The 19,084-nt window shown below is 66.3% G+C and carries 15 protein-coding genes; 6 read left to right on the top strand and 9 right to left on the bottom strand.

All coding sequences use genetic code 11. The features are described from left to right. The first annotated feature begins 13 nt into the window (after positions 1-13). From B843_RS02350 to B843_RS02325, 6 genes are all read left to right on the top strand, one after another. The gene (locus tag B843_RS02350) at positions 14-3,781 is read left to right on the top strand and encodes a nitrate reductase subunit alpha (RefSeq protein ID WP_025251917.1); all 3,768 of its coding nucleotides are present in this window, start codon (positions 14-16) and stop codon (positions 3,779-3,781) included. Beyond that, positions 3,781-5,382: a nitrate reductase subunit beta gene (gene narH / locus B843_RS02345; RefSeq protein WP_025251916.1), complete on the top strand. Its 1,602-nt coding sequence runs from the start codon at positions 3,781-3,783 to the stop codon at positions 5,380-5,382. Before B843_RS02350 ends, narH begins: the two co-directional genes overlap by 1 nt. A gap of 3 nt (positions 5,383-5,385) precedes the next feature. Beyond that, entirely contained in the window at positions 5,386-6,081 is a 696-nt protein-coding gene (gene narJ / locus B843_RS02340; RefSeq protein WP_025251915.1) for a nitrate reductase molybdenum cofactor assembly chaperone, read from the top strand. Between the two features lie 11 nt (positions 6,082-6,092). Continuing rightward, positions 6,093-6,872: a respiratory nitrate reductase subunit gamma gene (narI, locus tag B843_RS02335; RefSeq protein WP_025251914.1), complete on the top strand. Its 780-nt coding sequence runs from the start codon at positions 6,093-6,095 to the stop codon at positions 6,870-6,872. Between the two features lie 59 nt (positions 6,873-6,931). Next, positions 6,932-7,714 (top strand): molybdate ABC transporter substrate-binding protein, encoded by a 783-nt coding sequence (gene modA, locus B843_RS02330; protein ID WP_025251913.1) that lies wholly within the window; start codon positions 6,932-6,934, stop codon positions 7,712-7,714. A gap of 76 nt (positions 7,715-7,790) precedes the next feature. Beyond that, a complete protein-coding gene (locus B843_RS02325) occupies positions 7,791-9,650 on the top strand; it encodes an ATP-binding cassette domain-containing protein (protein ID WP_025251912.1) in 1,860 nt (619 codons plus the stop codon). Positions 9,651-9,730: 80 nt separating this feature from the next. Here the strand turns inward: B843_RS02325 and rplE are convergent, their stop codons facing one another. The 9 genes from rplE to B843_RS02280 form a co-directional block, all read right to left on the bottom strand. Beyond that, positions 9,731-10,309, bottom strand: coding sequence for a 50S ribosomal protein L5 (rplE, locus tag B843_RS02320; protein WP_025251911.1), 579 nt, complete (start codon positions 10,307-10,309; stop codon positions 9,731-9,733). A 2-nt stretch (positions 10,310-10,311) separates the two neighbouring features. Continuing rightward, positions 10,312-10,626: a 50S ribosomal protein L24 gene (gene rplX, locus B843_RS02315; protein ID WP_025251910.1), complete on the bottom strand. Its 315-nt coding sequence runs from the start codon at positions 10,624-10,626 to the stop codon at positions 10,312-10,314. Between the two features lie 3 nt (positions 10,627-10,629). Further along, entirely contained in the window at positions 10,630-10,998 is a 369-nt protein-coding gene (gene rplN / locus B843_RS02310; protein WP_025251909.1) for a 50S ribosomal protein L14, read from the bottom strand. Positions 10,999-11,494: 496 nt separating this feature from the next. Further along, positions 11,495-13,492: a sucrose-specific PTS transporter subunit IIBC gene (locus B843_RS02305; RefSeq protein WP_025251908.1), complete on the bottom strand. Its 1,998-nt coding sequence runs from the start codon at positions 13,490-13,492 to the stop codon at positions 11,495-11,497. Positions 13,493-13,592: 100 nt separating this feature from the next. Further along, the gene (locus tag B843_RS02300) at positions 13,593-15,014 is read right to left on the bottom strand and encodes a glycoside hydrolase family 32 protein (protein ID WP_025251907.1); all 1,422 of its coding nucleotides are present in this window, start codon (positions 15,012-15,014) and stop codon (positions 13,593-13,595) included. 46 nt (positions 15,015-15,060) lie between these two features. Further along, positions 15,061-15,858, bottom strand: a complete 798-nt coding sequence (gene ygiD / locus B843_RS02295; RefSeq protein WP_025251906.1) for a 4,5-DOPA-extradiol-dioxygenase — start codon at positions 15,856-15,858, stop codon at positions 15,061-15,063. A gap of 78 nt (positions 15,859-15,936) precedes the next feature. Continuing rightward, a complete protein-coding gene (locus B843_RS02290; RefSeq protein ID WP_025251905.1) occupies positions 15,937-16,668 on the bottom strand; it encodes a hypothetical protein in 732 nt (243 codons plus the stop codon). A gap of 139 nt (positions 16,669-16,807) precedes the next feature. After that, the gene (locus B843_RS02285) at positions 16,808-17,662 is read right to left on the bottom strand and encodes a sugar ABC transporter permease (RefSeq protein ID WP_034649167.1); all 855 of its coding nucleotides are present in this window, start codon (positions 17,660-17,662) and stop codon (positions 16,808-16,810) included. An 8-nt stretch (positions 17,663-17,670) separates the two neighbouring features. Beyond that, positions 17,671-19,080, bottom strand: a complete 1,410-nt coding sequence (locus B843_RS02280) for a carbohydrate ABC transporter permease (protein ID WP_025251903.1) — start codon at positions 19,078-19,080, stop codon at positions 17,671-17,673. Positions 19,081-19,084: the final 4 nt, after the last annotated feature.

Raw genomic sequence — 19,084 nt, 5'->3', positions numbered from 1 at the left:
CGAAAGGACTGAGATGAGCGCACCGACCAACCCCGCATCCACCTCCTCCGCCGCCGGGAGCCCAGGCTCCACCGGCGTCAACCCGCTGTTCAAGCTGGGCTCCTACGTCCGCAAGGGCGTGACCGGCAAGGAGGGCCAGCAGATCTTCTTGAAGGGCGGCCGCCAGGCGGACGTGTTTTACCGCAACCGCTGGGCCTTCGACAAGATGGTCCGCTCCACCCACGGCGTCAACTGCACGGGCTCGTGCTCGTGGAAGGTCTACGTCAAAGACGGCGTGATCACCTGGGAGTCCCAGGCAGTCGACTACCCCACCACCGGCCCGGAGATGCCCGACTACGAGCCCCGCGGCTGCCCGCGCGGCGCCTCGTTTTCCTGGTACACCTACTCGCCCACCCGCGTGCGCTACCCCTACGCCCGCGGCGTGCTGGTGGACATGTACCGCGATGCCAAGTCGAGGCTCGGCGACCCGGTGCTGGCCTGGCGCGAGATCCAGGAGGACCCGGCCAAGCGCGACGCCTACGTCTCGCAGCGCGGCAAGGGCGGGCTCATCCGCATCCCCTACGAGGAGGCCATCGAGATGGCCGCGGCGGCTCACGTGTACACGATCCGCCAGCACGGCCCCGACCGCATCGCGGGATTCACCGTCATCCCGGCGATGTCGCAGATCTCCTACGCCGCGGGCACCCGCTTCCTGCAGAACATCGGCGGCGTGGCGCTGTCGTTCTACGACTGGTACGCCGACCTGCCGCCCGCCTCCCCGCAGACCTTCGGCGACCAGACCGACGTGCCCGAGTCCGGCGACTGGTTCAACTCCGCCTACCTCATGATGTGGGGCTCGAACATCCCGGTCACCCGCACCCCGGACTCCCACTTCATGACGGAGGTGCGCTACAAGGGCACCAAGATCGTCACCGTCTCCCCCGACTTCGCCGACAACACAAAGTTCGCCGACGAGTGGCTGCGCATCGAGCCCGGCACGGACGCCGCCCTGGCGTTCGCCATGGGGCACGTGATCCTCAAGGAATTCCACGTGGGCAAGAAGGAGCCCTACTTCCTCGAGTACATGCGCAAGTACACCGACTCCGGCTTCCTCGTCACCCTAGACAGGCGCGAGGACGGCACCTACACCCCCGGCAAGTTCCTCACGGCCAACCACACCTCGGACGAGGCGCTGCGCTCCTCGGCGAACGCCACCCATCGCTACCTCATGATCGAGAAGGACGGCCGCGTGGTCGATCCGGGCGGCACCGTCGCCGACCACTGGGGCCCCGAGGGCGAGGGCAAGTGGAACCTCTCGCTAGACGGCGTCGACCCCGTGCTGTCGATGGCCGACACCGACGCCTTCGGCACCGCCGAGGTGTTATTCCCGCGCTTCGACCTCGACGCCGACCCGAACGACCTCACCAGCACCGGCCCCATCGGCGCGGGCATCGTCCACCGCGGCGTCCCGGTCCGCGAGATCGACGGCCAGCTGGCCACCACCGTGTACGACATCATGCTCGCCCACTACGGCGTGGCCCGCGAGGAGCTGGGCCTGCCCGGCAGCTGGCCCGCCTCCTACGAGGACGCCGCCGAGGTGGGAACCCCCGCCTGGCAGGAGGGCATCACCGGCGTGCCGATGGCCGCCGCCATCCGCGTCGGCCGCGAGTTCGCGCAGACCGCCGCCACCACCCGGGGCCGCTCCCAGATCATCATGGGCGCGGGCGTCAACCACTACTTCCACGCCGACAACATCTACCGCACCTTCCTGGCGCTGACCAGCATGTGCGGCACCCAGGGTGTCAACGGCGGCGGCTGGGCCCACTACGTGGGCCAGGAGAAGCTGCGCCCGGTCAACGGCTGGCAGCAGTACGCCATGGCCACCGACTGGGTCCGCCCGCCGCGGCAGATGATCTCCACCGGCTACTTCTACTTCGGCACCGAGCAGTGGCGCTACGACAACTCCTACGCCTCCCGGCTCGGATCGCCCCTGGCCAGCCACGACGTCATCGGCGACAAGATGCTCTCCGACACCATGCTCGAGGCGATGAAGCGCGGCTGGATGCCCTCCTACCCGCAGTTCGACCGCAACCCGCTGCTCATCGTCGACGAGGCGAAGGAGGCGGGCATGGAGGTGCCCGAGTACGTGGCCAGCCAGCTCAGTAGCGGCGAGATGAAGTTCGCCTACGAGGATCCCTCCGCGCCGGAGAACTGGCCGCGCATCCTGCTCAACTGGCGCACCAACCTCCTGGGCTCCTCGGCCAAGGGCACCGAGTTCTTCCTGCGCCACCTCCTCGGCGTCGACTCCGACGCCTCGGCCCCGGAGCTCAAGGAAGGCGAGCGCCCGAAGACCATCACCTGGCGGGATGCCCCGCACGGCAAGCTCGACCTCATGATGACCACGGACTTCCGCAACACTTCGACGACGCTCGTCTCGGACATCGTCCTGCCCGCGGCCACCTGGTACGAGAAGCACGACATGTCCTCCACCGACATGCACCCCTACCTGCACTCCTTCAACGCCGCGATCAACCCGCCGTGGGAGGCGCGCACCGACTTCGAGGTGTTCCGCGACCTGTCCAAGGCGCTCTCGGAGCTGTCCGCCACCTGGCTGGGCGTGCAGCAGGACGTGGTCATCAACCCCACCCACCACGACTCCCCCGACGAGATGAGCATGCCCAACGGCATCGTCCCCGACGTGGATGAGCTCGGCTACGTGCCCGGGGTGACCATGCCGAAGGTCGCTGTCGTCGAGCGCGACTACTCCAAGGTCTACGAGCGCTGGATGCACCTGGGGCCGCTTTCCGCCAAGGCCGGCACCGCCGTCCACGGCACAAGCTACGACGTGTCCAAGCAGGTCGAGGAGGTCGCCATCATGAACGGCGTGGAGCAAACCTCCTACGGCCCGCGCCCGAAGCTCGACACCGCGGTGAAGGCCATCGACGCCATCCTGCGCATGTCGGGCGTGTCCAACGGCGAGGTCGCGGCCAACGGCTTTGAGTTCCTCTCCAAGCGCACGGGCAAGGACCTCACGGTGCTGGCCGAGCCGGCGAAGAACCGCCGCATCGGCTGGGACGACATCAAGGAGCGCCCGACCGAGGTGATCACCTCGCCGGAGTGGACCGCCGACAAGCGCAACGGCCGCCGGTACACGGCGTTCTCGATCAACATCGAGCACGACAAGCCGTTCCACACGCTCACCGGCCGCATGCACTACTACATCGACCACGACTGGTTCATGGACTATGGCGAGGCGCTGCCGGTCTACCGGCCCCCGCTGGACCGCCTGCACTTGAACGGCGAGACGCTGCCCGGCGAGCTGGTCACCGGCGAGAGCGGCGACCCCGAGGTCACGGTGCGCTACCTCACCACCCACAACAAGTGGTCGATTCACTCCCAGTACTTCGACAACCTACACGTTCTCTCCGTCTCCCGCGGCGGCCAGGTCATCTGGATGTCCGACAAGGATGCCGCAAAGATCGGCGTGAAGGACAACGAGTGGATCGAGGCCTACAACCGCAACGGCGTCGTCTCCGCCCGCGCGATCGTCTCCCACCGCATCCCGGAGGGCACGGTCATCATGAACCACGCCCAGGAACGCACCGCGGGCACCCCGCTCAACGAGAAGACGGGCCGCCGCGGCGGCACGCACAACTCGCTGACCCGCATCACCATCAAGCCAGTCCACATCGCCGGCGGCTACGGCCAGTTGACCTACCACTTCAACTACATCGGCCCTACCGGTAACAACCGCGACGAGGTCACGCGCATCCGTCGCCGCTCCCAGGAGGTGCAGTACTAATGAAGGTCATGGCTCAGATCGCAATGATCATGAACCTGGACAAGTGCATCGGCTGCCACACGTGTTCGGTGACCTGCAAGCAGGCCTGGACCAACCGCGAGGGCACCGAGTACATCTGGTTCAACAACGTCGAAACCCGCCCGGGCGTGGGCTACCCCTACGGCTGGGAGGACCAGGGCAAGTGGGAAGGCGGCTGGGTGCTCGACAAAAAGGGCAGGCTCAAGCCGCGCGCGGGCGGGCGCCTGAAGAAGCTGGCCACGCTCTTCCACAACCCGAAGCTGCCCACGATCGACGACTACTACGAGCCCTGGACCTACGAGTACGAGAAGCTGCTGTCCACGCCCGCGGGTCAGAAGACGCAGCCGACCGCGCGCCCCATCTCGCAGTTGACCGGCGAGCCGATCGACAAGATCTCCTGGTCCTCGAACTGGGACGACAACCTCGGCGGTTCCGGCGAGACCCTCGACGACGACCCGGTGCTTCGTCAGATGAACCTCGAGGTGAAAAAGGAGATCGAGGATGCGTTCATGTTCTATCTCCCGCGCATCTGCGAGCATTGCCTGAACCCCACCTGCGTCTCCTCGTGCCCCTCGGGCGCCATGTATAAGCGCGCGGAGGACGGCATCGTCCTGGTCGACCAGGACCGCTGCCGCGGCTGGCGCATGTGCGTGTCGGGCTGCCCGTACAAGAAGGTCTACTTCAACCACAAGACCGGCAAGGCCGAAAAGTGCACGCTGTGCTACCCGCGCATCGAGGTCGGCCAGCCCACCGTCTGCTCCGAGACGTGCGTCGGCCGCCTGCGCTACCTCGGCGTTTTGCTTTACGACGCCGACAAGGTGGCTGAGGCGGCGGCCACCCCGGACGTCAAGGACCTCTACGAGGCGCAGAAGGGCGTCTTCTTGGACCCCCACGACCCGAAGGTCGTGGAGGCCGCCATCGCGGAAAACATCCCGCACTCGTGGATCGAGGCCGCGCAGAACTCGCCCATCTGGGACCTCATCTTCCGCTATGAGGTCGCCGTCCCGCTGCACCCGGAATACCGCACCCTGCCGATGGTCTGGTACATCCCGCCGCTGAGCCCCGTCGTCGACCGCGTGACCGCCACCGGCAACGACGGCGAGGACCACAAGGTGCTGCTCACCGCCATCTCGACCATGCGCATCCCGCTCGACTACCTCGCGGGCCTGTTCACCGCGGGCGACCCGGCACCGGTGGAGAAGGTGCTTCGCAGGCTGGCCGCGATGCGCTCCTACATGCGCGACATCAACCTCGGCCAGGCGCCGCAGGAGGAGATCGCCCGCGCCGTCGGCATGACCGGTGCGGACCTGGAGAGCATGTACCGGCTCCTGGGCATCGCCAAGTACGACGACCGCTACGTCATCCCCACCGCTTCCCCGGAGACCCCGCGCGGCATCGCGTCGCTGCCGGACTTCGGCGGGATGAGCCCCGCGAATACCGTCCAGGAGTTCCACGGGCTTGGCCCCGGCGCGCCGGAGGCCTGCCACCACGAGGCCGAAAACTCCCAGGGCGGCAAGGTCTCCCTGGCCACCTGGGACATCGGTGGCCGGCCGGACAGCATGTTCCCGGCGAGGAGGGGATAGCCCATGCGCACCCAGATCGGAACCGTGCCCGAGGCAACGGCACAGATCCCCATGGACGAGGAGCAGCGGCGCACGCTATTCATGGCCGCCTCCCTCCTGCTCGACTACCCCGACGATGCATGGGGCGACAAGTGCGCGGCCGTCGCCTCGGCCTGCGGGTCGCTTCCCGTAGGCGTCGACAAGCTGCTTGCAAGCTACCTGGATACCGCGCGCGAGTGGGGACGCCGCGAGATGGAGCAGCACTACGTGGACATTTTCGATCAACGCCGCAGGTGCTCGCTGTTTCTGTCCTACTACGCCGTGGGCGACACGCGGCAGCGCGGGGCAGCGATCCTGGCCTTCAAGGAGTCGCTGGAAACGCTCGGCTTCTTCCTCGACCGCGAGGAGCTGCCCGACCACCTCTGCGTGGTGCTCGAGGCCGCGGCCAAGGCCGACGGCGAGGCGCACGCGGTGGCCACGGACATGCTCGCCGCGCACCGCGACGGCATCGAGGTCCTCCGCCTCGCCCTCGAACAGGCGGGCTCGCCCTACGCCCCAGTGGTCACGGCCGTATGCGCGGCGCTGCCCGCCATCGACCAGGCCACCCGCGACAACTTCGTCGAGCTCATCCGGCAGGGCCCTCCCGCCGAGCTCGTCGGCATCGGCGCGCCGCTGCCGTTCCCGCATACCCATGCAGACCATACCGCTACGAACGACTGAAGGAACCTCCCATGCACAGCTATGACATGTTCTTGTGGGTCGCCTACCCCTGGCTGGCCGTCGCCGCGTTCGCGGTCGGCGTGTTCTGGCGCTACCGCACCGACCAGTTCGGCTGGACCACCCACTCCTCGCAGATCTACGAGTCCCGGCTCCTGCGGCTGTCCTCGCCGCTGTTCCACTACGGCATGCTCTTCGTCTTCCTCGGGCACATCATGGGCCTGGCGTTCCCGAAGTCGTGGACCCGCGCGGTGGGCATCCCGGACCACGCCTACCACCTCGTCGCGACGATCCCCGGCACGATCGCGGGCATCGCCGCGGTCGTCGGGCTCGTGGGGCTCATCTACCGCAGGCGTGTGAACCGCTCGGTGTTCCTGGCCACCTCCCGCCAGGACAAGGTGATGTACGTCCTGCTCGCGGCGGCGATCCTGCTCGGCTTCCTCGCCACCGTGTCCACGCAGGTCTTCGGCGGCCCGCACGGCTACGACTACCGCGAGACGATCAGCCCGTGGCTGCGCCAACTGTTCATCTTTAACCCGCACCCGGAGTGGATGCAGGACGTGCCGTGGCAGTTCAAGGCGCACGTCGTGGCCGGCTTCACGCTCATCGCCGTGTGGCCGTTCACCCGGCTCGTGCACGCGTTCTCCGCGCCGGTGGGCTACCTCACCCGCCCGTACGTGGTCTATCGCTCCCGCGACATCACCACCCAGCCCTCGCGCCAGCACGTGGCGTGGGAGCCCATCCAGCACAACAAGAAGCAGCCGAAGGACGAGGCCCGCTGGACCGGCGCCTAGCCCTCCGCCTCCCACGGTTTATGTACACTCGCTGTCAACAACGGAAAGGAAATGTCCTCGTGAAAGCCCCTCGTCGTCTCCTCGCCCTCGCAGCCTGCCTCACCGCCGCTCTCGGCGTGGCGGCCTGCAGCAGCTCCCAGTCCGACTCCACCGGCAGCTCGTCGGCGGCGAGCCCGACGAGCCTGACCGTGATGGGCGCGGCCTCGACGAGGGTCATCAACGATGACCTCTCGCAGCTTGCGGCGGGCCTCGACTCGCCGCTCGAGCTGAGCTACAACAACGCCGGCTCCTCCACGCTCGTGCAGCAGATGGCCTACGGCGCACCCGCGGACCTGTTCATCTCCGCCGACCAAGCCAACATGGACAAGGCCATCGCCAACGGCTCGGTCAAGGAGGGCGTCACCGTGGCGACCAACTCCATGGTCATGGTCGTGCCCAAGGGCAACCCGCCGGGGATCACCTCCGTCAACGACCTCGCGGGCAAGAACGTGGTGCTCTGCGACGAGCAGGTGCCCTGCGGCACGGTGAGCAAGAAGCTGGAGGAGGCCAACGGCATCACCATCCAGGCGGTCAGCCTCGAGCAGTCCGTCTCCGACGTCTTGGGCAAGGTCGTCTCCGGCGAGGCCGACGCGGGCTGGGTCTACCGCACCGACGCGGCCGCCGCGGGCGACGCCGTCGAGGTCATCGACATCCCGCACGCCGCGGAAAACGTCAACTCGCTGGTCGCGGGCGTGGTCACCAACTCCGAGCACCACGAGCAGGCGCAGGCCCTGCTCGACCTCCTGCGCTCCCAGGTGATGGCGGGGGTGTGGACCAAGCACGGTTTCACTCCCGCGACCTAGCCCGTTCCTACACTTGGGGTGTGAACCCACCCAAGGAGCCTGAATGATCTCGCCGCCCGCACCCGCACGCCAGCAGATGCCGGCGGCGATCGTCGTCGTAGCCGTCCTCGGCGCCACCCTCATCGTGGTGCCGCTTGTCGCGCTGTGGGGCCGCGTCGACCTCGCGCGCGTGCCCGCGTTGCTGCGCGAGCCCGACAGCGCGCAGCTTCTGTGGGTGAGCCTGTCCTCGGCGCTGTGGTCGACGGCGCTGTGCCTTATCCTCGGCGTCCCGCTCGCGCTGTGGCTGGGCTCGCTGCGTCGCGGCGCCACCCTCGCGCGCCTGCTGGTCTTGTTCCCCCTCGCCCTCCCGCCGGTGGTCGCGGGCCTCGCGCTCACCGCCGCGATCGGCCGCCGGGGGTTTCTCGCCCCGCTTCTCGACGCCTTCGGCTGGCAATTCGCCTTCGCCTTCCCCGGGGTCGTGGCCAGTCACGTCTTCATCGCCCTGCCCTTCGTGGTGATCACGGTCGAGGCGGCGCTGCGGCAGATGGACGGCGAGGTCTGGCACTCGAGCATCGGCATCGGGATGTCGCCTTCGGCCGTCGTGGCGAAGGTGCTTCTGCCGGCGCTCGCCCCCGCGATCGCGACCGGCGCGGGCCTGGCGTTCGCCCGCTCGCTCGGCGAGTTCGGCACGACCATCACCTTCGCCGGCTCCATGCCCGGGGTGACCCGCACGATGCCCATCGGCATCTACCTCGCCCGGGAGACCGACCCCGCCGACGCCTACGCGCTGGCGGCCATCCTCATGGTGCTCGCCCTCATCGTGCTGGGGCTTTCCTCGTGGGCGGGATTCCTCCTCAACGCCCCGAGCCGCCGCGGGCGCCCGGTTGCCACCGGGCCGCTCGACATCGCCCGGCTCCGCGAGCTCTCCGCACCGGCGTCCCCGGTCGACTCCCCGCTCGCCGTTCGCACCGATCGCGGCGAGGCGGTCTTTTCCCCGCGCGCGACGACGGCGGTGATCGGCCCCAACGGCGCCGGGAAGACCACCCTCCTCGGGCTCATCTCCGGGCGCCTGCGCGGCTGCGAGGCGCGCCTGGGCGGCCACGACCTCCACCGCACGCCCGCGCACCGGCGGGGGCTCGTCGTGCTCACCCAGCGCCCGGGGCTTCCCGCGCGCGCGAGCGTCCTCCGCGCGATCACCATGGCCACGCGCGACGCCGAGCGCTCGCGGGCGCTCCTGCGCGCAGCCGGTCTCGAGGCGTTGTCCGGGGTCTCCTGCTCCGCGCTCTCTGGCGGGCAGGCCGCGCAGGTGGCGCTGGTGCGCGCCTTCGCCGCTAGGCCCGCCATCGTGCTACTCGACGAGCCGCTGGCGGCCGTCGACGTCCAGGCCGCCCACGCCTGGCGATCCTTCCTCACCGCCGCCGCGGGCGACCGCACGACCATCATGGTCTCCCACGACCCCTTCGACGTCTCGGCGATCGCGGCGGAGGTCGTGGTCATGGAGGAGGGTGCGCCCGTGGCCCACGGGTTAACCCAGGAGGTGCTCTCCTCCCCGCCGACGCAGTTCATGGCGGAGTTCACCGGGCTCAACCGGCTGGGCGGGAGGGTGCTGGACGTGGACCGGGGGCTGGTGACCATGGCCGTCGGAAAGCAAACACTGCTGGGAACGCTGCGTGACGGCGCGCGACGGGCACCGGGCGAGGAGGCGACGGCCGTGTTCGCTCCCAACGCCGTGACCCTTGCCGCCGCGCCGCAGGAGGGCTCGGCCCGCAACGCCTGGCACGGAACGATCGAGGCGCTGGACGTGCACGGCGCGTCCACGACGGTGCGCGTCGCCCTCGACGAATCGAACGGGATCATCACCGTGCCCATCACGACGCGGTCGGCGCTGGCGCTCGGGCTCGAGGCGGGCGGCGGGGTCTGGGCGCAGGCCAAGGCCATGTCCATCGAGGTGATCTAGGCACGCAAAAGCGCCCAGCCGATCATTTCGATCGCGCTGGGCGCCTCACACGCTAGTTCGCTTCACAAACTAACTAGGCACTAGACCTGCTGCTTGTTGCCATCCTCGCCCTTGAACGGGAAGCCGAGGTGCAGAAGCAGCTCGCGGCCTTCCTCGTTGTTGGTGGCGGTGGTGACAACGGTGATGTCCATACCACGGGGACGGTCGACCTTGTCGACGTCGATCTCGTAGAACATGGTCTGCTCGGTCAGGCCGAAGGTGTAGTTGCCGTGGCCATCGAACTGCTGGTCGGACAGGCCGCGGAAGTCGCGAATACGGGGAAGCGCGACGGTCAGCAGACGGTCCAGGAACTCCCACATGCGGTCGCCGCGCAGGGTAACGCGCGCGCCGATCGGCATGCCCTCACGGAGCTTGAAGTTAGCGATGGACTTCTTGGCGCGGCGAAGCTCGGGCTTCTGGCCGGTGATCGCGGTGAGGTCCTCGAGAGCGCCGTTGATCAGCTTGGAGTCGCGAGCAGCCTCGCCGACACCCATGTTGACGACGACCTTGGTAACGCCCGGGATCTGCATGACATTGTCGTAGCCGAACTTCTCGTTCAGCGCGGTGCGGATCTCTTCGCGGTAGCGGGTCTTAAGGCGCGGAGTGTAGTTCTCGCTCATGATTAGATGTCCTTCCCGTTACGACGCGAGATACGGACCTTCTTGCCGTTCTCATCGAAGCGGTAGCCAACGCGGGTTGGGTTACCGTCGGAGTCCAGGATCATCACGTTGGACACGTGGATCGGGGCCTCCTGGGTGACGATTCCGCCGGACTCAGCGCCACGCTCCGGAGCGGAGTTAGCGACGTGCTTCTTCACGCGGTTAACACCCTCGACCAGGACCTTCTCGGTCTTCGGGAAGGCCTGGATGACCTTGCCCTTAGCACCCTTGTCCGGGCCAGAGATGACGATGACCATATCGCCCTTATGGATCTTCATAAGTTAGATCACCTCCGGTGCGAGAGAAACGATCTTCATGAACTTCTTGTCGCGCAACTCGCGAGCGACCGGGCCGAAGATACGGGTACCGCGGGGCTCGTTGTCGTTCTTGATGAGGACGGCGGCGTTCTCATCGAACTTGATGTAGGAGCCGTCCGGACGACGGGTCTCCTTCTTGGCGCGGACAACCACGGCCTTGACGACGTCGCCAGCCTTGACGTTGCCGCCGGGGGTTGCCTCCTTGACAGTGGCGACGATGACGTCGCCGATGCCAGCAAAGCGTCGGGTGGAGCCACCGAGAACGCGGATGCACAGAATCTCACGTGCACCAGTGTTGTCGGCGACCTTCAGACGCGATTCCTGCTGAATCACTAGGGTCTCCTTGACCTGGATTTAATGCGGGCCAGATTTCCGAACTGACTCGCGCGGTCGATGTACTCTTTGCCTTCACACTGCGGCGCAGGCCGCGGCAACGAACTGGGAACCAGTCGAGGGGTCTCGGCCCGGCCGCTCGGAAACTAGCAGGCTCGCGCCGACCTATGAAAGGCAACTTGAACATTCAACCACAACAGCGGAGATTTTTACAAGCTGCCATTCTTCATTGCTGCGAACAAGCGCGTTGTTCCCGCTGCGAAGCTACTGCGACGCAGCGCGGGCCCCTCCCCTGCCCTAGTTTCCCGTGCGACGAGTCGCGACGCACCCCTCCACCACTGCGTTCAGGGCCCCAGCCCCTCTCGAGCTTGGGTGAGGACTGGAGCACAGACGGCCGTGGCCCCCTCGGAAGAAGGAGTCCGAGGGGGCCGGTTTTCTTAAGTTGACGGGAAGCCGTGTCCCCACGCGACTAAATCAAGGGAGCGCGGGAACAACTCTAGGCGTCAACGGCGACCTTCGGGTCCACCGTCATGAACACCTCACCCGCGGTCACCGCCGTCGGCAGCGACACCGCCGGCAGGACGGGGCCTGTGCGCTTGGAGTTGGACACGACCACCGGCGTGGTCACCTCGTAGCCCGCCGCCTTGATGGCGTCGATGTCGAACTCGCAGAGCACGTCGCCGGCCTTGACCTCGTCGCCCTGCTGGGCCTTCGGCGTGAAGTGCTGCCCCTTCAGGTTCACGGTGTCGAAGCCGATGTGCATGAGCACGTCCACATTCTTGCCGTCCGCGCCCTGCGTGCGCACCGCGAAGGCGTGCCCGGACGGGAAGGCGACGACCACCTTGCCGGACACCGGGGCAACCAGCTTGCCCTCAGTAGGAGTGATCGCGATGCCCGCGCCGAGCTTGCCCTGGGCGAACATCGGGTCGGACACGCTCGCGAGCGCCGCGGCGTTGCCAGTCAGCGGCGCGACCACCTGCAGCGCGTCCTCGGCTGCCTGCGCGTCGCTTGCCGACGGGCCTTCGGCGGCTGCTGCGGCGGCCGCGGCCTCCGCCGCCGGATCCTCGGCATCGGGGTCGATGGTGCCGTTCTTGGCCACCAGCGTGCGGCCGTAAATGAACGCGGCAACGAAGGCGATGATGAAGGTGGTAAACGCGCAGATGAAGAACTGCCCGATGTCATTGGCACGCATGGAGACGAAGCCGATGAAGCCCGCCGCCCCCAGCGCCACGGCCTTGACGTCGAAGATCGCGATGAGCGTCGAGCCGATGGCCGCGGAGACGATGCCGATGTAGAACGGCCAGCGCAGGCGCAGGTTCACACCGAAGATGGCGGGCTCGGTGATGCCGAAGACGGCCGACATGCCGGACGCGCCAGCCAGGCCCTTGAGCTTCTCGTTCTTAGCCAGGAAGAAGACCGCGAGCGCCACGGCGCCCTGGGCGATGTTCGCCATGGAGGCGGTGGCGAAGATGAAGGATCCGCCCTGGTTCCACAGCATGGTCTCGATCGGCGGGAAGGACTGGTGCAGGCCGGTGATGACGATCGGCGAGTAGATGAGGCCGAAGACGAAGCCGCCGACGGGGCCGCCGAAGTCGTAGAGGTTGGCCAGGCCGTTGGCCAGCCAGTCGCCGAGGGTGCGCATGACCGGGCCGACGGCGATGAAGGTGAGGAAGCCGGTGATCAGCAGCGTCAGCACCGGGGTGACCAGGAAGTCGACCGTGCCCTTGAGGTGCTTGTGGAAGAACTTCTCGATCGTGGCCAGGATCCAGGAGACCAGGAGGATCGGCAGGACCGAGCCCTGGTAACCGGCCTGGGCGACGTTGAGGCCGAAGATGTCCCAGTAGGTCATCTGCCCGTTGGCGATGGTCTCCGCCACGTTGTAGCCGTTGACCAGCGAGGGCATGACCATCGCCATCGCGATGCCGGCGCCTAGGAACTCGTTGCCGCCGAAGCGCTTGGTCGCGGTGAAGCCCACGAGGATCGGCAGGAAGGCGAACGGCGCGGACGAGAGCAGGTTGATGAGCTCGGAGACGCCGGTGATGTTCGGGTACTTCTCCACCAGCGACTGCGGGCCGAACAGGTCCTGCGCGGTGAGCACGTTGTTGAGGGCCATCAACAAACCGCCGCCGACCAGGATCGGGATGAGCGGGACGAAGATGTCCGCCAGCGCCTTGATCGCGCGGGTGAACCAGTTGCCGCTCTGGGCGGCGACGTCCTTGAGCTCCTCGGTGGTCACCGCGATGTTCTTCGAGGTCATGCCGTCGAGCTCCTTGAACACATTGTTCACGTCACCCGGGCCGACGATGATCTGATACATGCCACCGGTCTCGAACGTGCCCTTGAGATCGGGGTCGTTGTCGAGGGCGGCCTGGTCGACGTTCTTGGTGTCCTTCAGGACCATGCGAAGGCGCGTGGCGCAGTGCGCGGCGGCGACGATGTTCTCCTCGCCACCGATCGCTTTGAGCACGCGAGTCGCAACTTCCTTGTGTTGCATGGGAACAAACTCCTACTGTGTGAGTGCCCTATCTCCGCTGGTCGGAGAACGGTTTCGCTATCTTTTATTCAATAGTGTTCGCTGCCGAAACTCAACGGCTTTACCGGTTAAATTCGATGCGCGACCATCGCGTACCGGGGGTAGGGAACGCGGCGATAGAAAATGCCCGTTCGCCGTCCTGCGCGGTGATCTCCACGGTCGCCCCGTCGACGAATATCTCCAGCTCACCGGGGGTGCAGGGCACCACGCGGGTATCCCCCTTATAGGTGAGACTGAGGCTTCCCTGCCCGAGCGGACTGTAGGTTGCGGAAACTACCACCGATTCGGACGTGTCGATGACCGAAAAAGTGACCTTTTCTTGTTTAAGCAGCTCAGAGGCGTGTAACACGTTACCCACATCGGGCATGGAGTGATCTTCGACACGATTGCAAACGATTTCAGGCAGCACGAGGCGTTGCCGCAGCGTGCGGCCGTGCAGGCTCACCCGGCGCGGGAGTGTGAGACTGTGCACCCACCCCTCGGATTCGACGCTCGGGGTGTCGTCCTGGGCGGGCAGCCCCATCCATCCGAACAGCAGGTAACTGTCGGGAACGAGCCCACCTTGCTCCGCCACCGCCTGCGGCGCGTAGAACTGGTGCCCGTAGTCGAGCTCGGTGAACCCGCGCACCACGCGGAAGGTGGTGCCCTCGAGGTGGCCCACGAGGTAGCCGCACTGATCGCTGGAGGCGTAGTGGGTGGTGCCCGCCTCGTCGACCTGCCGCTCAAGCCCCTGCGGGCAGATGATGAACAACTCGTAGCGCTCGCCGTCGGCCTCGTCACGGATGCTCAGCAGGTTCGGACACTCCCACATGTAGCCGCCCGGCACGAGGTCGGGCGAGGTCCCAGGTTCGGCCGAGGAGACGTCGAAGCCGAGCTCGCCCGCGAACTCCCAGCGCTCGAGGTCGTCCGAGCGGTAGAGCACCACGGCACCGGTCTCGTCCGCGCGTTGCGCGCCGATGACCATGCGGTAGGCCGCAGCACCCTCCGGGTCGCGGGTGATCATGGGGTCGCGGTAGTGCGCGGTATAGCCCTCCGCGGGGCCGTCGATGAGCGGGTTGTTGGGGTTGCGCCGGAAGACGCCGCCGAGGCCGCTGGACACCTCCTCCACGCTCACGCTGTTCTGCGTGGCCCGGCGCGCCATCTCGCCGGTGGCGGGGTCGGTCTCCTTCAGGTTTCCCGTGTAGAAGAGGTGGACGTTTCCCGCCTCGTCGCGGATGGCGCCGCCGGAGTAGCAGCCGTTGGCGTCGTAGGCCGCGTCGGGATAAAGCGCGTCGGGGTGGTGCGTCCACTCCCCCGCCCCCTCCCCCTGAAGCGGTGTGCTCGCGTGCCCCCAGCCGGTGCGCTTCGCACCGAACGGGTAGGCAGGGTCTTTTTGGAAGAAGACGTGAAGCACGCCGTCCTCGATGAATAGGCCGTTGGGGTCGTTGAGGCGGCCGGTCGGCGCGGTGATATGAAAGCGCGGGCGGTAACGATTTTCGGACATGCCTTCATCCTAGAAACGTTTCCGCCCGCGCGTTGCTTGTCGACGCCTACGGCTTGGTCACCACGTACCCCGTCATGGACAGCGAACCGCCGGTGCGCTGCTCGTTGAAGGAGCTAATCTCGCCGCCGCCGACCCCCGCGGCCACGCCCGCGACGTAGGCCAGCGGGAGGAAGTGGTCCGAGGTTGGTGCTGCGCGCTTGAAGTCCCGGTCGCTAAACAGCGAGGGAACCCGGTCGGGCTCGGTGAGCATGAGCTCGCGCGCCTTTTCGTCGAAGCGATCGGCCCAGTCGAAGCCGCGGTCACCCACCTGGGGCGCGTACATGTGCAGGTTGTGTACGACGTTGCCGCTGCCCATGATGAGCACGTTGTTTTCCTTGGCCAGTCGGGCAAGCCGCGCGCCGAGCTCGAAGTGCTCCTCGTAGGGCTTGGTGGCATCGATGGACAGCTGGATAACGGGGATGTCGGCATCCGGGAACATGTGCTTGAGCACCGACCAGGTGCCGTGGTCGAGGCCCCAGCTGTGGTCCTGCTGCACCAGTGTCGGCTTGGCCACGTCCTCGACGAGGCTGGCGATCTCCGGGTCACCGGGGGCGGAGTAGATAACCTGGTTCAGCTCCTCGGGGAAGCCGTAAAAGTCGTGGATCGTGCGCGGCTTGTCCATGGCCGTCACCCCGGTGCCGTGGGTGTACCAGTGCGCAGAGACGCTAAGAATCGCGCGCGGGGCAAGCTGCTCGCCCAGCTCGTTCCAGGACTTGGTAAAGGAGTTTTCTTCGATGGCGTTCATCGGCGAGCCGTGGCCGACGAAGAGCGCGGAAACGTTGGTGGAATTAGTTTTTGTTGTCATGTCACATAGTTTAGGGCATGGCTCCCCTTTTGTAAATAGGCGGGCGCCGAAGGCCGATCGTCGATAAGCGAAAAACGCCTAGACCAGCGCAGCAATGAGGAGCAATGCGGGGTAGAGCCACAGGAAACCCCAGTGCAGGCGCGCGTCCTTATCGAGCATCGGCGCGCGGTAGTGCAGCGCGATGACGCCGAGCGCCGGGGCGATGAGCATGGATGCGCCGAGCAGCCCCGCGGTGAGCATCATCGTGTTTTCGCGCGCGCGAAGGAACCAGAACACGAGGAAAAACGCGAAGATGAAAAGCCCCAGGTAGACGAGCCCGAAACGGACCCCCACCTGCAGCAACACCAGCCACAGCGCCACGCCGACGGCGATGACCGCCTTGAGGAGGCCCGCCTGGCCGCCGCGAGAATCCACGTACCCGAACAGCTTGGCGCCAAGGAAGCAGAAGACGAAGGCCCACAGCGGGTTCTGCGCGCTCACGTCGACCGCGCGCCCGGAGGCGGCGAGGTCGAAGGGCACCTCCGCGACCACGGCCGCAGCCAGCAGCGCGCCGCCGAAGCGCCAGGAACCGCCGCGCGCGGTGAACTCGGCGACGAACAGCCACGCGAAGATCGGCAGGCACGCCCAGCTCAAGACCTCGAAGAGGACCGCCACGGTGAGATCCGACAGCGGCGCCTCGCCCGGGTTGGCCACGCGCAGGTTCGTCCAGGCAAGCCCGATGATCGAGCATGCGAGGAAGGAATAGGCGATAAGTCCAAGGGAGGAAAGGCGAAGCCCCCTACCCACCGACGGGCGGGTCTCGGTTGTCATGGTGATTCCTTCGTTTCGTGTGTGCAAACAGGCGCGCGGGTGCGTTTACCAGGGCGAGACGCGCCATCCGCGCAAAAAGGCGGGGCCCGAGCAGCGCGCGGACCCCGCCAAACAATGTGATTTCTCGGCCCCTAGGCTACTAGCCCTTGACCGAGCCCGCCATGGACTCCTGGTAGTAGCGCTGCATCACGATGAACAGGATGACGATCGGGATGGAGACGCACACGGCGCCCGCGGCAAAGCGCGCGAACCAGTCGTGGATGTACTCCTTCTCCAGCATCTTCCACAGGCCAAGCGCGACGGTGTAGTTGTCCTGCGTGCGGGCGATCGCCTTGGCCAGGACGAAGTCGAGCCACGGGGTCAGGAACCCGACGATGGCCTGGTAGACGATCATCGGCTTGGCGATCGGGATGATGATCTTGGTGAACACCTGCCAGCGGGTGCAGCCGTCCAGGTAGGCGGCCTCGTCCAGCGAGGCCGGGATGGTGTCCATGAAGCCCTTCATGATGTAGAAGCCAGCACCCGTGCCCGCCGAGTAGACGATGATCAGCGCCACGATCGTGAGGCTGCCGTCGGTAAGCCCCATCGCCTTGAGGATGAAGTAGATGGCGACCACGGCCATGATGCCCGGGAACATGCCCAGGATGAGGGCGACGTTCATGTACACCTTGCGGAAGCGGAAGCGCATGCGGCTCAAGGCGAAGGAGACCATGAGCACGAAGGCCACGCTGATCAGGCAGGTGAACACGGCCACGATGAAGGTGTTCATGAACATCTTCGGGAAGTTGAGCACCTGGGTCTCGGTGAACAGCTTCTTGTAATTATCGAAGGTGTACTCCGTCGGGAAGAAGGTGGAGCTAAACGGAGCGGTGTTCTTGTTGAAGCTCTCCGCGACCACCCACACGATCGGGATGACCCAGACGATGGCCATGATGGCAAGGAACAGGTGCGTGGCCAGGTCCGCGATGCGCCGGGACCGGCGGATGTTGTGCATCTTCTCGCTCACTGGAATCCCTCCTCGTTCTTGTAGGATCCGCTTCGGCGGTAGGTAATGAGGGCGACGACGGACAAGACGATGAAGGTAAAGATGCCGATGACGGCACCGATGTTGTAGTCGCCCTTGTCCACGGTCAGCTTGTACAGCCAGGTGATCAGCAGGTCGGTCTTACCCGCGGACGCCCCGACCGGGGTCGGCGCGCCGCCGGAGAGCAGGTAGATGACGTTGAAGTTGTTCACGTTGGCGGTAAACGTGGTGATGAGGTACGGGGTCATCACGAACAGCATGTACGGCATGGTCACGCTGCGGAAGGTCTGCCACCAGCTCGCGCCGTCCAGGCGGGCGGCCTCGTAGAGCTCGCCCGGGATGTTCTGGAGGATGCCGGTGACCTGCATGATGGTGTACGGGATGCCGATCCACAGGTTGATCACGATGACCGTGACGCGCGCCCAGGTGGCGTCGGTGAAAAACGGCAGCGGCGAGTCGGTGAGGCCGGAGCTTTGCAGCAGGCGGTTGATCGCACCCTCAGGCTGCAGCATCGAGCGCAGGACCAGCAGGGAGACGAACTGCGGCACGGCCACCGACAGCGAGAAGATCGCGCGCCAGAAGCCCTTGCCCCAGGTGGTACGGCGGTTGATGAGCATGGCCATGAACATGCCCAAGAAGTAGTTGAGGAAGGTGGCGAAGAACGCCCAGACCAGCGTCCAGATGAGGACGGAGACGAACAGGTTGAGGTTGACCTCGCCGCCCTCGTTGGAGAGGACCTTGCCGAAGTTCTCGAACCCCACCCACGTGAACTGCTGCGGGTTCTTCGAGTCGAAGCTGGTAAACGCCATCGAGATCATGAAGATGAGCGGCAGGATCGTAAACAGCAGGATGCCCGCGGTGGGCAGGCTCATCATGAGGATCGGGGCGTCCTGATCGGTCAGCGCGCGCAGGTCCTCCCTGAGCGTGCGGGCCGCGCCGCGGTCCTCGACGAAGGTCTGCGCCTTGTAGGCGCTGCGCAGGGCGATGCCCGCGAACCACAGGAACACGAGAATGAAGAACACGGTGGCCACGCCGTTGAGCAGCACGACCGTCGAGGGGTCCGAGTTGGTGTAGACCCAGAAGCCGTTGATCTTCTCGCGGGCCTGTCCCCCGCCGCCGAGGTTCGGCAGCTCCTTCAAGTACTTCCAGCCCTTAGCGGCGAAGAAGTAGATGGCGAAGACCTCGATCGCGAGGAACGCCGCGCCCTTCGCGAACTGCTTGCGCACGAGATTTCCGAGGCCGAACACGATGAGCGACAGCCTTGTCACGGCGTCGCCGTAGACCCAGGCGTTGGCCAGGCTGTACTCCGAGCGGGAATCGTTGCTGGTCGTGGGTCGTCGTTTATTGTCCCCCGGCGGGTCCGCCTTGGGGAGGAGCCCCACCTTCATGGCT

Source organism: Corynebacterium vitaeruminis DSM 20294 (assembly GCF_000550805.1).
Taxonomy (GTDB): domain Bacteria; phylum Actinomycetota; class Actinomycetes; order Mycobacteriales; family Mycobacteriaceae; genus Corynebacterium; species Corynebacterium vitaeruminis.
This window is presented reverse-complemented; position numbering and strand designations above follow the sequence as displayed.